Here is a 13,586-nt window from a genome sequence, read left to right on the forward strand (position 1 = left end):
CTTGTCATCAATTTCAAAAATGAGATAGAAGCAGACGGTAGGATAAACTCGATTTTGGACATAAATGGGTTAGACCGAATGCGTGCTTTGTGCCAATTGCAGACACTGGAGTTTGTAAAACCTCAATGTCAACTTTGAGCGATAAGGAGACATTTTAAGTGTATTAGTGTGATTACCAAGGAATGCTGACGGTATAATTACCAAGCGATTGTGACGTAATTACACTAATACAACTTCGTCCACACTAACCACGTGGACAGACTGAGTTTCCTTTTTTTAATTTTACCCAAAGGTAGTTATTAAAACTCATAAGCTAATACAATACGCTACCAGCTTTTCAAGGCCTGCAATTTTTCAAATGCTTCTTTAGCAACAATCTGTCCTTCAACAAAGGTTTTTTGTTCCCAATCAGCAAGCTCTTCTGCTAAAAAGCTCAGTTCATAAACTTCGGCTTTTTCGTTATTGCCTGCAGCTAAGTAACAGTTGGATAAACTCGCTAAAATCCACTTTCTATCACTTCTTTCCCTGAGCCCTGTATCGTCGGCGACTACTTTTTCCAGCGACTCTACAATAGTCAGTCTGACTTTATGCGCTCTCATCCTGTTGTATATGATTTCATTTGAATCATCGCTATGATCAGCTAGCATATCTAAACAGGTGGCATAATTTTCTCCGTTATAATAGTCTCGTCTGATTTCGAAACCTCTGCCATATTGTTTTATTGCTAATTCTATATCATCAACATTATGATGGATTTGCCATAACCTTTTATGAATAGCTCCCGTTAACCCACATGTTTCAGGATCATTGGATTGATAGGGGTTTAATTGTTTAGCTATGTCCAATGCATTCATTAAAGCGGCTTCTTTGGTCGGGAGTTCCGACTTATAGGTAGCTAATACTAACTTTTGCAGTATAGTTGGCTCGTGTTGTGCCATTTCAGCTGCTGCTTTATAAAAGACTATTGCTGAGCTGAAGTCGTTATTATTCATTGCTGTTTTCCCAGATTCCAACAGCATATGTAGACGATCCCCCTCTTCTTCCAACTCTTCGACTTTTTCTTGGAACTCTTGTTCAGATAGCATAGGATACTTAAGAGCGGGAAGGTATGTATATACAGGGCTATCAACTTTTTGCTGATCATCAATGGCAGCCAAAATTAAATCTTTTAATGCGCCACAAGCACGTTTAGCCTCTCTTGAGCCAATATCTTTACCCAAATGTTCATACTGGAATGTACTAGTATGATCTAGGTCAAATGAAAATCTTCCATCTTGTTCTTTCATTATTATTGTTGAACTTGGCTTTAATGCATGTCTCACCCCCAACTCATATACAGCATTTACATTTCCAGTGGTGATGTCAGCTATAACTAGGTCAGCTTGATAAAGCATCATATACATTTCTGTATCAATAATGCCTGAATGTAATATTTCATCAGCACGAACGCACTTTAACCCTGCCTCTTCTACTGCGGGCTTAATAATAGCTTCAAAAGTTGCATCTAAGTCAAAAGTCTTACCTAACTCATAGTCTGTCTTTTCACCAAATCCCATTACAACAAAGCAAACTTTTTGATCCATATATTTGTTTTCCTCAATCTAGAGCGTTTGATAAATTTGACCAAGAGACTATTTTTGACGCGTTAAGCCAGCTAGGGATATTCCCATTAAAATTGTCGCCTTTATGGACTGCAATTACTTTCTTTCCGAGAGCATGGCTTTTTTCAACTTCCCACTTAACCCATTGGCTCTTAGAAGTGTTTTCAGTCAAGTAAACAACAGTTGTTGAAGTTCTGTTTATGCGCTCTGTGATTTTCCGTTTTATGTACTCGGCTACTTCACTATTGTATGCAGATTTCACTGAGTGATCATTAAATTCTATATCACTATTTTCATTTTTCGCTTGGCCTCGAAGTAAGTTTACTTCGTTCATATCTTCGGAAGAAAAGCTAATGAATACATTTTTCTTTTTAGGCTGAAGAGCTAACTTTGCTTTCTCTTCAAGTGCTCTTACATTGCCAAGCCTACTCCAAGATCCTGATGAACTGCCTCCCACCTCTATACCTCCACCTCAAATTCTTTACATGCAATACACTCACCGCATGGTTCTAAATTACCTGTATGGCATGAATATGTTTTAGTTATTCCCTTTAATTTTGCTAACTCGATAACATCAGACTTCATAAACTCTCTTAATGGAGCTAAGACTCTTATTTTATAGCCCATTATTACTTCTATTAATTCTTCGGCTTTTTCAAGAAATTCTGTGGATTGATCTGGAAATAAAGATGTTGATTCATGGAGCAGTCCGATTGATATAGCATCAGCGTTATTTTGATATGCATACGCCGCAGCCATTAGGAGAAATAGCATGTTTCGACCAGGGGTAAATGCATCATTAATTATATCAAAAGTGGGATCAGTCAGCCCTGATTTGATAAGTTTGCCAAAGCCAGATAATTCAGCAATTTCAAATTTATTGACTCCAACCGCGGCCAAAGCTTCTTCACAGGATTTTAATTCCGTTTCCCTTGCAATTTGACCGTAATCGATAAATAAGGGATATATCTCGACACCTTCATCTTTTGCCAATTTGACCACCAAAGTAGAATCAAGGCCTCCAGAAACTAATGTAACTATGCGCATTGCGGGGTGAACTCCTTTTTATTTTCAATAACTCTCATAACTACCCATATTGCCCAGTCCAAAAGTCCTATTTTACAATTCAAACCGTCAGCATATTCGCTTAATAATTTCTCGTAATATAGATACTTTTTTTTACTAGATATAAATTTTTCTGGTTCGTTATACATTCCGAGTAAACTCATATAGTTGAGTACATGCCTATCAAGAATTGCTAACTCATATGTTGTGCCAGAATTTCGTAAAAACATACTTGCTTGTTTTGGTCCTAGCCCTGGCATATTTTTTACTAGCCATTCTCGCGCTTCGAAATGATTATTAAAACTATCAAGCAGTCTGCGCAAAGAGCCGGCATGCTCATAAACTAGCTCACTGCATTTTGCGAGCTGCTTAGCCTTTACATCATAGAAGCGATGTCGCATGTACTTTTCACCCACTCGAACAGGTGTAATTAATAATTCTTTGAGTTGCACATATAACAATTCAATATCCGAATATTTTTTGATTAATAAGTTACTTTTGGTAATTTCATCTGCCATAGCAATTGCTAAACCATAAGAAACTTGGCTACTTAGAACACACGCCGATAGCTCCCACCATAAACGAATTTCACAAGTCGAGGAATCAGATTGGACTTCATTTTCTATGTCAGGATAAATAGCTTGAATTGCATCATTTAACCTTTCAATATTTGTCCTCATATTTTTAGAATCCCATTGAGCTTATTCATTAACTCACTCCATATTGGTTTAGGTAAGTTTTCAGTAATAAATCCTCTTATACTACCATTTGTCGTTGATTTTCTCAGCTTAGCCATGAAATCGGTATAAAAATCTAAATTGTGAAAGATGACCTTGGCAATAAATTTTACCCCTTCTTGATTTATTGCATCTCTAGTTACAGATGAATCAGCATATTCAGCCTGATAAGAAAACAAATCAAAATGGTGGAAATGATGAAGACGATGCTGGTCTCTATCCACTACTTTTCTGCACCACTCTAATCCGTCAAAACTGTCAGCACCTGCTGTGATAAAAAATGGAATAACAATCGGGTCTCCGGTTCCTAAAATATGAATTGGCTGGTAATAAGCAAGTGTATTTAATAATGCTCTAATCTTAACTATATTTTTGATCCGTTCCTGTAAACCATCACCTAATTCTCTTTCAGGTATCGCTATTAATGGGGGGCTAAGTCTTTTGGTTACCTCCAAAACAAGTTCAGGTAAGGAATCAAATATGTACTCACCATCTATGTTAGTTCTTGCATGGATAATTGGTAAAACGGGTACGGATGTTTTTTGTTGGTCTGTAACAACTGAATCAATTATTTCTGCTGCAAGTTCAGGTATATCCTGCTTTAAGTCGTATTCATCAAAACAAAACATTAAGTCAAATGGTATTGATTTTATTAAATTGTGAAATTTTTCTCTGCACCAAGATTTATTGTTGTTTCGATGCTTTTCATAGCTACCTGAGTCTAATAATATGACTCCACCAGTTTCTTTGTAAGTTACTATATTTTCAATAAATTCTTTTTGATTGTATTCTTCTCTTTCTTCCAAATCGTATGCAGAAACCAATATCGATGGAAATTTAAAAATATCTAAAGCCTCAACCGCTTCATGTGTTGGTAGTTGAGTTTCAAATGATGAAACTGATTGAAAGAGTATCGGAAGAGGTATTTTATCGCTGATAACATGCTTTAACCGCTGTGGGGGTGATTTGGGTGATATTACTTTTGATATTCTAGCTCTTAATTTATTTAATTCTGGATACGTAAGATCACCGTCCCAGTCGATAAATTCGCAGTAACTGATGCTTCGGAATATAAGTGAGATTTTACTTTCATCTATTTTTATTCCTAAAACAGGTATGCCGCAGTCCTGAGCGAATAAAAGTTCATTTCTAAAAATTTGGCTCTCTTTTGATTGTTCTGAAAATATAGCAATCAAACATTTAGAAATTTTTATCTCATTTTCAATAAATTCGGTAAAATCTCCAACTGTATAGTAGTCATAAACTACGTTCCATTGATGCACCAAGCAATCATGCAGTTTTTTTGCAATTGTCTCATTTTTATTCGAATAGGCTATGAAGATATCTGCCACATGAAATTCCCTTTATATTTATTGAGCCGAAGCCCACGCAATCTGGTAGATTGCAGAAGTAAAATCTTGTACAAGAGTGATATTTTCTGGTGTTGAATTGCCCGGAAACCAATCATCGCAGCTTGTATCAAACACTACTATTTTAGATTTATTTTTTTTTAATTGATTTTCTATTACTATCGGATTTCGAAATGTTTCCCCTAAAATTAAAATTGGTTTTTTGTTGTCCGCTAAATTTCCCAAACTATCCTCTACCTGAGCACTGATACCAAATTGTAAAAGCAAATATTTTGCTTCTTCTAAAATATATCGTTTACCTAGGCCTGTTTGATCAGCAAATATTGTGACAGGTTTAAATGATTCAAAATTTATGGGAATCAGCTTTTCTAGTTTCTGTAAATCTAGGTCTATTCCCCCAGATTCACAGAAACATGCTACATGTTTTGAAGCTAATTCAGCAGCAAGGCTAGGAAGCTCCTTTTTCACACACCAATAAAAAGCAAAAATAGCACTAAAAACATCCCCCGTGCCTATTTTGGTTACTTTGTTTGATAAATATGATGGTATTGAAAACTTATTTCCATTTTTTTCCAGAACAAAACATCCCTTAACACCTCTTTTTACGACGATGGCATCAGCTTTATTTAGCTCCAGTAATTCTTGTGCTTGTGCAATAAGATTGTTGGCAGATGTCGAGTGGACTAACTCCAACTCATTAAGAACAATGGCGAGGTTATTAGCTTTAGACCCATTTATTGAATAAATAGCCTTTTGTTTCCATGTTTGAGGGTCAAAAACAACTCTATCTGCATCTACTACCGAATCACCTTCAATGAATCCGAAACGAAGGACAACGTCACCGTTAACCTTGATTGGCAACTGAACATTTTCACTTTTTAATATATGAGGAGTGGATAAAGGATGAAAATATGAAAATACTATGGGACTATCTCGTTGATACTTTTTGACTTTGACGGAGTACTTTTTTTCAAATTCCGAAATATCTGAATCATTATCGGTATATGTGTGAAGTGTTACATCATTTGCAATTTTACTTAATATAGCCGCAGCTCTACCTCCAGAGCCAAACATTTGATCGATTTCTGGTACTAAAGATGTTTCTCTGTAAAAGCCACCTACAACTTGCATTTACACCAATTCCATTTTCTTTTATTCTCAATGTTATAACAAACTTTTTAATTTAAAACCATCACTAATTCGCCCTTGTAATTTGAAATAAACAAAGTAAATACAATCTTATAAAACTGTGTAAAAAGCTAACATTAAACCGTTTTGATTTGCAACAAAGACATCCAAGTAAACTTTAATTCAGTCCGCTTCCCGCTCTTAAGGGGCAAATAATAAAAATATAAAGCCCCTCAGTTGATTCAAGAAGTTTTCAATTTACATCTGTTTTTTAATCATTTGAAAAATATAGATATTTATTTTTATTTTGTGATCTTATGATTGGTTCAACATTACGTTAGAAGGTGTATCCTGCTAAATAAGTAGCTAAAATATTCCCTTGATAGCGAGGGAATATTTTTTTAAGTTTATGAAACGCACAAAAATTAACTCTGCGGTGAAAAATAAATTCTATTCAATAATGCGAGAATGATTCCTTAATCGGTGGCAAGATAAGTTTTCTAAAAACAGATTTTTAATTGTTCGTACTAAATCTTCAGATTATTTTCATTAAATATAGAGACAACAAGGTGCCAATAGCCGCCCTATGTACCATACACTTGTTATGAATTAATTCGCATCCATTGCTGAATGATTTGAACGTGATCTGAATACGTTAGTTCGTCATCATCGTGCAAATTTAAAAATTTTTTAATTTCTGGTTTAAGCGATTGATAAGCTTTGTAGTCATTGTAAATTGCTGTAGCGCCTGGTAAACCACCGCCTAGATTTGTGTTAAAACTGCTTCTTAGATTTTGGATGAGGGTTTTAGGATTATTTTTATGCGTTTTGATGTCTTGACCTGCGATGTCAGAAATAAACTGCATGTAACGGTACTTTTCTGAATCGAATATGATTGTTATTTTTTCAGAGCTTTTTCCCTTTGCAAATTTTTTGCAACCCAAGAACAATCCTAACTCTAAAGGCATATTAAAACGAGGAAGGTTATTGAAAGAGTCAAGTTCAGTTCTAGATATATCATGGATACCATATTTGCAATCATAGATAATGCTATTTATTTTGTCGATTCGTGTTTCTCCAGCATCATCATGCTCTAAGGCGCACCTTGGTTTTAACCCACACTTATAAACGGTAAACAATATTGCTTCGAATAACGGTTGGAAAAGGCTATCAAATGGGCAATTGATAAATACACTAGCTTCATAATCAGTAGACACTACTTACCCCTTGACCGTCAAAGATTCTATTGCCTTTGCAATAGCAAGATTGACATCTTTCGTTTTTAACTTGCTTCTAGTCTTAACTGATTTTATGGCTGGTTTATATTTTAGTCCGATAACTTGATTAACGTTCCCTTCTTCGCTATGAACAATGACGGTCTTACCTTTACGAGCAAATTTTCGAGCAGCTTCAATTGCTTGTTTTTTTGTTGCAAATCTAAGTTCTTTTTTTACTTCCACAGATGATGTGACACACCATTGACCCCCTTTATTTTTGTAAACTGAATAATGATCTATTTTCATGTTCTCCCCCCTTAATTTGTACTCATAACGCTTTAATGAACAGCACAGTTTTACCACGTCAGGTGCCGTATGTATGAAGTTCATTGATTTGTTGTCTTACATATTTTTACGCTCCCACTAATGCCGAAATTCTTTGTTCTAACTTTAATTTTAAGTTCTCTAGACCTTCACCATTATTCAGATACGAGACGTAGCGCAAATGCCTTAGGTCAAACGGAATATCGCTTTCTGTCTGTGTGATTAAGATAACTTCTCGACCAAGAGCATGTGCAATGCCGGTCTCATAAAAAACATTTGGATTTCTTCCCGTACAGTCACAAATCACGATTTTTGATTTGTCTATCAGTGAGACCACATCTTGCATTACAGCTGGACTTTCCCAGATATCGTCGGCTCTACGGCACCTCAAGCCATATTGCTCGGATATTTGCTGGAGTGCAGCATAGACATGATCAAACTGTGGGCTGAACGGCATCATTGCAGAAACCAAAAGGGGCTCAATATATTCAGGATCGTTTAGTGTAAAGACTTTAGGTTGTTTTCTTTTTGAGTTCGTATGCCGTAATAGTACTCGATATAGATTCTGGTTTTTTATTGCCCAATGAGTACGGCTGAACTCAAAATCAGCTATATCAAGCTCACTTGCAACCCGCTTTAAGGTTTGGTTGGAGATTGGTGCTATTTCTGGATCATAGTAATATTCGAGTGATATGTTTCCCCCTGATTCAGATACTTCAATGATTCTTCCGACTCTCGCGTATTGTTGCTCCAAACCCCAAGATTCCTCCATAAATAGGGTGGGGAGATTTTGTAAAGACTCAAAATCAAGGATACCATTAGGCTTGAAGCGAGCGACTAGCTCATCAGATGTGTACTCGAATGTGCGCCCAAGGGGAAAAGTATCTCTATTTTCTCTCCAGCCTCCGCCGCTAACAATCAGATTAAACATTTAACTTCCTATACATAGTTTCCATTCACGCAAAAAGCTCTCAGTAAAGGCGTAACCTTTCGATCGCCCTAATCCAAAGGGGATTATACGTTTTTTCTCGCAACCCATTGTGTATGCTCCCTTGAAAAAGCAGACTCACTATTGATTACAAACTCGGATAGATGACTCTCCTCTGTTACAGAAACAGATTCTCCCTTTATCAAGACAATTTCGTGGGCAGCCAAAGCATATGAGGAATTAAGCTCATTATGTTTTTTTGCTTGCACCCAAGTAAGAACCGCACTCGCAGCAGTAGCTACAACTACAATAGGTAATGAGGCCGATGGTTCCTTAATACGATAGAGAAGCAATAGTATTGCCAAGAAATGCAAAACTATTGAAACAACAAACCATTGTTTTGCTAAACGTTTATTGAGTTGAGATTTCTTTGAATACCATTGGGATTGGTTATCAACTCTTTCTGAAACATATACTTCTAGACGCTTTTCCCAAGGCAGCGATCGAACATCTATCATTGTACCTGAAATTGCCTCACCTAAATCGGGAGTCCATTCTAGCTCATGTGATAACGACCTATTTTGATTTAGAATTACTTTAAGGTCATTGAGAAACTCTTTTTGTACTTGCTCATTTGGTCCATCTGATTCGTAAGGCTCAGCCTTCATCATCCAACGCCACGTCCGCGTTTTAACTGATTCTGCCACAGCCCTTCCGTTGTACCAGGTATCTTCTGGCTTTTGAACTTTTAGCCAAATTAAAATACCCAAAGTAATCAGGAATAACAAAACAGATACTATAGCGGCGCATACATCTGCCGGATAAAAAAATGAGACGAAAGCAGCTATTATTAAAAGTATAAGATAGCACCTAAGAGCATTAAAATATGCGCTTTGAGCTTTTAAAGAAGCACTATCCGCAGAATTGTACAATGCTGGAAAATCTTCATCGTTTAAAGTCATAATTAATACCCTAAGCTTGTGTATACATGATCTTTGTAGTGATAATTGTCGTTATCATTATGCATTTTATAATTCTGGATTGCGTAAGCTACAATTGCAGGCGAAAAAGGGACAAAAATAGCTCCTATATCTCTGATGATAGGAGGGCATGTATCTCTAACCATAGATCTGGAACCATCTAGATTAACCCCTACAATCGTACAGCCCTTATCTATGGCAACTTCAGCTTCCCAACGAACATATTTATGTTTACTTTTAGTGTCTTGCCCGATTAATAGGACATATTTTCCTGCCATATCAATTCGTTCTCGACACTTTCGCTTAATGTAAGATTCATTTTCAGAGTTAATTTCAGCCTGAAGCTGGCAATTAGCAAAATTGAAATCAATTTTTTTATTGGCTTTCCACGCTTGCATCAGGCGCCAATAGTTAAGATTGGTGCTACTGAATCCCACAAAAGTCCTTGGTAATGACATATTTCTCTCCTTAAGTATAATATTTTAGTATTTTTACGACACGCTGTTGGTGTTTTAGTTTAACTTGCTGAGCTGAGGTACAACCAGCTCGATGTAGTCAGTAGATTTTGTTTAAACTATGTCTTTACTTTGAAAAAATAGGCTTTTTTATAATCTAAAATATCAAGCCAATTTATTTGGAGTGCTTGGTGTTGTATAGCTTTTCCTGCTTACAATACTGCTTATAATCGGTCATATTAAACCTAATATTTAACAGTTAAGCAATTATATTTTTTCACGTACCGTCGATGCTAACCCGATCAGAAAAACATGTTAACTATTTAATTTTAAACAAAAAGCTAAGTTTCTAGCTTATTCTTCTTTGGTCGTTTCAGCCTCCCAATAAACCGCAATACAGCGAACTACTAACAGTAAGCTCAGCTTGAATAATCGTATATCTTGTTCAAAAGCATCATATTGTAACCTATTGCTTAACTTCACCAATCCACATGTTGTAGGTACCTTGAAGTTCATATATTTTCTGATTACGCCAAAGTTCTTCGAAATCGACAGGGTATTGTTTGTGCCAACTTAACATTAAATCTCGCATTCCACGCAGAGGTAAACCATATTCTTCGTGCATATACAGCATAGAACGAGCTATCTTACCTTTAATCGCATCTCTGGGTTCAATTAATACTTTATCTTGCTTAACATCGTATAACCGCTCAAAGTCTGAACAGCCTTTCTTAGAATATCTGTTTTCAGATACCTCATCAGGAATTTCTCCAAAGGGGTAGTTACTACGCGAAGAATTAACACTGCCGTCTGTAGGCCATAAGTTGTGTAAATCCGCTTCAGCAAATTTATATGCTTCAATATCACAGGTGTTTCGGTTGTCACAATGATGGTGGTCAGCTATCCAATCCGCAGAATAGGCATGCTCTAAGGTCATTTTCTTTTCTTTGCCTTTATAATCAATGTATTTCCCTTGTTCATCGAATTTGATAGAGCAGTAAAAACCAGTGCCACCAAATGTGTATAATTTGTCCCAGAACCAGTTATCCCGAGCAGAACCATAATCCGGTATTTTTGTTTGAGCACAAATTGCTGGGAAACTGATAAAAAATAAGGTGAGTAATATCCTTTTCATATTCTATTGCCCTACTGTAAAACTAGCTTAAACATAACTGACTGTTACAATTAAGCAAATGTTCATAATGTCAAAAATCAGCAATAGATTTCAGGTAAATGCGACTACCGCGCAGTGTTGTACTGCGAAGATAGAAATTATCTTCTCATGCACCAACTTTCGGCCACATTGGTGCTGGCAATAAAAGTTGTTCCGGTGCCATATATGCCATTAGTCTGATCGTATGCTCGTGTTACGGCAGGCTTATCCAAACCCATATCAAACGGCTAAACTGTGTGAATTTTCCACTAGGTAACTCTATTACGCCTAAACCGCACTTATAAAACGGTACATTCGGGACAAATAACCTGTCTAGTACACTACTAACCGCGCTTGTAATAACACAGGTATCTTACGTCACTCATTTTAGTCCGCTGAAATAGAAACCTATTAGCCAAAACCGTAAGATCCAATAAGCTAATACAACTTACTATTTATTCTGGTAAGCCTAAGATTTCCCCGATACTATTTTAGCTTTTTAAGTATGCGCAATCTAAATAGCTGATTGATATGTAGCGATGATTTTTTCTCTAAAATACCCCAGGCTACTTATCGCACTTAAATCGCCTTTACCTTTAAAAGCTAGGCCTGAAATCCCTTTTGATTTGTCAATTTGCATGACTGAACTTCCAGCTTTACAGTCTGGCTTACGTTTTGAAATATCTAAGCTTTGATTTAGGTTAGGATTCACAATTTGCTGGGGTTCAATCAAAACCTCTTCCATATCCTTTGAGTCATCAAATTTAATTGAATGTTTATCAGGGATTTCATTCGCTAATCCTAATGCGAAATCAAGCATATTCTGCTCGGAAAAAGTATATAACCAAGCTTCACTGTTACAGGAACTGGTTACCCTAAGTACCCGACCTAAAACCTGCCTAAAATAAAGCTCGGTTTTCACTAAACTCAAGTGACAGCAAACTTGCAGTCTAGGTATGTCTGTCCCTTCTGAAATCATACCAACACTGATAATCCACTTAAGCTCACTACATTTAAACGATTCAATAATGTCTTTTGAATTTGATTGCTTGTATGTAACTACAACAGCTTCTTGTTTAAGCTTATCTTGCATTAGTCTTTGTATAAAGTAAGCATGCTCGACACTTGCTGCTACTATCAAACCTGCAGCTTTTGAGTTTTCTTTTATTAGCTCATTTAATTTGAGGAGACTTTTATTTAATAGGTATAGCACTGCTTGTTCATGATGAATCAATTCATGATAGTTGATAGCTTTTTGATCTAAAGCATCAGTAAAGCTTTTATAGGTTTGTTTATCACCACCATTGGTAACAGTAATTTTAGTATTGTCTACTAGAACAATATTTGGTTTTCGGCAGACACTGTCGGCAATAGCCTGAGATAACCCATATACGTGATTACAATTAACCTTTCCATTTTCATCTGAATAATCAGAGAGGGTGATTGGTATAGAATCAGAACGCCAAGGTGTTCCCGATAACGCAAGGGTATAACTGGCATATCCTTTAATATTTTCAAGGATAGTCTTACCCCAAGCATTTGCATTGTTTAGCTCATCTCCTGCACAGTGATGTATCTCATCAAATACAACAAACACTCGATTATTTTTTAGTAAGGCCCAGAACTCCGAGTTTAAGTGAAGCATTCCTTGATATGTAAGTGAGCAACCAACATCGCCCATTTTTCCGGCCATTCTTCTATTTAAAACTGATTCATAAGTTGCTTTAATCCCTTCCGAAGTCATGACACTTGGCGAAAAGCAGATTACGAAGTCAATTAATCCTCTATCTAGCAAACTTTTAGCAAGAATCGCCGACATAAGTGTTTTGCCGGAGCCAGGTGTTGCGAGACACAAAAAATGTTCATTATGTTCAAAATATTGCAATGCAGATGTAACGCATTGAGCTTGCCAGCGTCTCAATATCATCGAATAATGTCACTGCTAGAAAGTACATCAATAAATCCTTTGGCGGCCGCAACTTTACCTAATAAGCTAGAGCTTTTTTCCCTTGCAGCTTTTAATCTCGGCATAATTAACGACTTATGATGGGGATATAATGAGATATATTTATTGTATTCTTGAGACTCAGCTATCGATGCGGATAAATCCACTTCAAGTTGAATTAAGTCATTTTCCAAATCAATGATTTCTCTTGATTTTTTGGTATGTTTCACAGTGTTCGTTTGCTCAACGAATTCAAGTTCAAATAAATCTGTTTTGCTGTAGACAATATTTTGAGAGTTTTCATCTCCCTCAGTCTTCAAATAACCTTCTGTTTTCAAACGATATAGCTGTCGATATAAGTATTTTCTGATTTCCCCCGATGATTTATCCGAAGGAAATGCTTTTTGATATGCATCTCGCATTTCAATCATTGAAAAGTTATTTAGCCCATTTTCGACTAACAGTGTTTTCATTGTTTCATTTAATTTTAAAGGCATGTTTTATAAAGATGATTTAACTAAAAACTTAGGATTCCTAAGTATACTTTATTATTATAAACTTAGAAAATCTAAGTTACTTAAGGTTTATAACAAGAATGATTTTTTGGATTCCACATTTAGCCCAATTCCAGAACGAATTAAAAAAGCGCGCAACCATGCAATGCTTACTCAAAAAGAATTGGG

General features: G+C 36.2%; 15 protein-coding genes. 1 reads left to right on the top strand and 14 read right to left on the bottom strand.

What is annotated here, in order from left to right:
• Positions 1–326: 326 nt before the first annotated feature.
• From N7931_RS18245 to N7931_RS18310, 14 genes are all read right to left on the bottom strand, one after another.
• Positions 327–1,583: a tetratricopeptide repeat-containing protein gene (locus N7931_RS18245; protein ID WP_262795779.1), complete on the bottom strand. Its 1,257-nt coding sequence runs from the start codon at positions 1,581–1,583 to the stop codon at positions 327–329.
• Positions 1,584–1,596: 13 nt separating this feature from the next.
• Positions 1,597–2,058: a TIR domain-containing protein gene (locus N7931_RS18250; RefSeq protein WP_262795780.1), complete on the bottom strand. Its 462-nt coding sequence runs from the start codon at positions 2,056–2,058 to the stop codon at positions 1,597–1,599.
• A 2-nt stretch (positions 2,059–2,060) separates the two neighbouring features.
• Positions 2,061–2,648, bottom strand: a complete 588-nt coding sequence (locus tag N7931_RS18255) for a 7-cyano-7-deazaguanine synthase (RefSeq protein ID WP_262795781.1) — start codon at positions 2,646–2,648, stop codon at positions 2,061–2,063.
• Positions 2,639–3,346, bottom strand: coding sequence for a hypothetical protein (locus tag N7931_RS18260; RefSeq protein ID WP_262795782.1), 708 nt, complete (start codon positions 3,344–3,346; stop codon positions 2,639–2,641). The genes N7931_RS18255 and N7931_RS18260 overlap by 10 nt, the downstream gene beginning before the upstream one ends.
• Positions 3,343–4,755 carry a toll/interleukin-1 receptor domain-containing protein gene (locus N7931_RS18265; protein ID WP_262795783.1) on the bottom strand — a complete coding sequence of 471 codons (1,413 nt, stop codon included), beginning with the start codon at positions 4,753–4,755 and terminating at the stop codon, positions 3,343–3,345. The genes N7931_RS18260 and N7931_RS18265 overlap by 4 nt, the downstream gene beginning before the upstream one ends.
• Before the next feature lie 18 nt (positions 4,756–4,773).
• Positions 4,774–5,904 carry a carbohydrate kinase family protein gene (locus N7931_RS18270; protein WP_262795784.1) on the bottom strand — a complete coding sequence of 377 codons (1,131 nt, stop codon included), beginning with the start codon at positions 5,902–5,904 and terminating at the stop codon, positions 4,774–4,776.
• 599 nt (positions 5,905–6,503) lie between these two features.
• Positions 6,504–7,118: a hypothetical protein gene (locus N7931_RS18275; protein ID WP_262795785.1), complete on the bottom strand. Its 615-nt coding sequence runs from the start codon at positions 7,116–7,118 to the stop codon at positions 6,504–6,506.
• Positions 7,119–7,121: 3 nt separating this feature from the next.
• Positions 7,122–7,424 carry a DUF2188 domain-containing protein gene (locus N7931_RS18280; RefSeq protein WP_262795786.1) on the bottom strand — a complete coding sequence of 101 codons (303 nt, stop codon included), beginning with the start codon at positions 7,422–7,424 and terminating at the stop codon, positions 7,122–7,124.
• Between the two features lie 106 nt (positions 7,425–7,530).
• Entirely contained in the window at positions 7,531–8,373 is an 843-nt protein-coding gene (locus N7931_RS18285) for a hypothetical protein (protein ID WP_262795787.1), read from the bottom strand.
• A gap of 83 nt (positions 8,374–8,456) precedes the next feature.
• A complete protein-coding gene (locus N7931_RS18290) occupies positions 8,457–9,332 on the bottom strand; it encodes a DUF4231 domain-containing protein (RefSeq protein ID WP_262795788.1) in 876 nt (291 codons plus the stop codon).
• A gap of 2 nt (positions 9,333–9,334) precedes the next feature.
• Positions 9,335–9,808 (bottom strand): TIR domain-containing protein, encoded by a 474-nt coding sequence (locus tag N7931_RS18295; RefSeq protein ID WP_262795789.1) that lies wholly within the window; start codon positions 9,806–9,808, stop codon positions 9,335–9,337.
• Between the two features lie 463 nt (positions 9,809–10,271).
• Positions 10,272–10,940, bottom strand: a complete 669-nt coding sequence (locus N7931_RS18300) for an endonuclease (RefSeq protein ID WP_262795790.1) — start codon at positions 10,938–10,940, stop codon at positions 10,272–10,274.
• A 532-nt stretch (positions 10,941–11,472) separates the two neighbouring features.
• Positions 11,473–12,885 (bottom strand): DEAD/DEAH box helicase, encoded by a 1,413-nt coding sequence (locus N7931_RS18305; protein ID WP_410369363.1) that lies wholly within the window; start codon positions 12,883–12,885, stop codon positions 11,473–11,475.
• Positions 12,882–13,376: a hypothetical protein gene (locus tag N7931_RS18310; RefSeq protein ID WP_262795792.1), complete on the bottom strand. Its 495-nt coding sequence runs from the start codon at positions 13,374–13,376 to the stop codon at positions 12,882–12,884. The genes N7931_RS18305 and N7931_RS18310 overlap by 4 nt, the downstream gene beginning before the upstream one ends.
• A gap of 22 nt (positions 13,377–13,398) precedes the next feature.
• Between N7931_RS18310 and N7931_RS18315 the strand changes: the two genes are divergently transcribed.
• A partial coding sequence (locus N7931_RS18315; protein ID WP_262795793.1) for a hypothetical protein occupies positions 13,399–13,586 on the top strand: 188 nt, incomplete at its 3' end.

Origin of the sequence: Catenovulum sp. 2E275, from assembly GCF_025515275.1 — a bacterium.
GTDB lineage: Bacteria > Pseudomonadota > Gammaproteobacteria > Enterobacterales > Alteromonadaceae > Catenovulum.

What these genes read in the sequence shown, in the direction of transcription:
- N7931_RS18245 (WP_262795779.1), bottom strand. Translation starts at nt 1,583, where the DNA reads ATGGATCAAAAAGTTTGCTTTGTTGTAATGGGATTTGGTGAAAAGACA.
- N7931_RS18255 (WP_262795781.1), bottom strand. Translation starts at nt 2,648, where the DNA reads ATGCGCATAGTTACATTAGTTTCTGGAGGCCTTGATTCTACTTTGGTG.
- N7931_RS18260 (WP_262795782.1), bottom strand. Translation starts at nt 3,346, where the DNA reads ATGAGGACAAATATTGAAAGGTTAAATGATGCAATTCAAGCTATTTAT.
- N7931_RS18270 (WP_262795784.1), bottom strand. Translation starts at nt 5,904, where the DNA reads ATGCAAGTTGTAGGTGGCTTTTACAGAGAAACATCTTTAGTACCAGAA.
- N7931_RS18280 (WP_262795786.1), bottom strand. Translation starts at nt 7,424, where the DNA reads ATGAAAATAGATCATTATTCAGTTTACAAAAATAAAGGGGGTCAATGG.
- N7931_RS18285 (WP_262795787.1), bottom strand. Translation starts at nt 8,373, where the DNA reads ATGTTTAATCTGATTGTTAGCGGCGGAGGCTGGAGAGAAAATAGAGAT.
- N7931_RS18290 (WP_262795788.1), bottom strand. Translation starts at nt 9,332, where the DNA reads ATGACTTTAAACGATGAAGATTTTCCAGCATTGTACAATTCTGCGGAT.
- N7931_RS18295 (WP_262795789.1), bottom strand. Translation starts at nt 9,808, where the DNA reads ATGTCATTACCAAGGACTTTTGTGGGATTCAGTAGCACCAATCTTAAC.
- N7931_RS18300 (WP_262795790.1), bottom strand. Translation starts at nt 10,940, where the DNA reads ATGAAAAGGATATTACTCACCTTATTTTTTATCAGTTTCCCAGCAATT.
- N7931_RS18305 (WP_410369363.1), bottom strand. Translation starts at nt 12,885, where the DNA reads ATGATATTGAGACGCTGGCAAGCTCAATGCGTTACATCTGCATTGCAA.
- N7931_RS18310 (WP_262795792.1), bottom strand. Translation starts at nt 13,376, where the DNA reads ATGAAAACACTGTTAGTCGAAAATGGGCTAAATAACTTTTCAATGATT.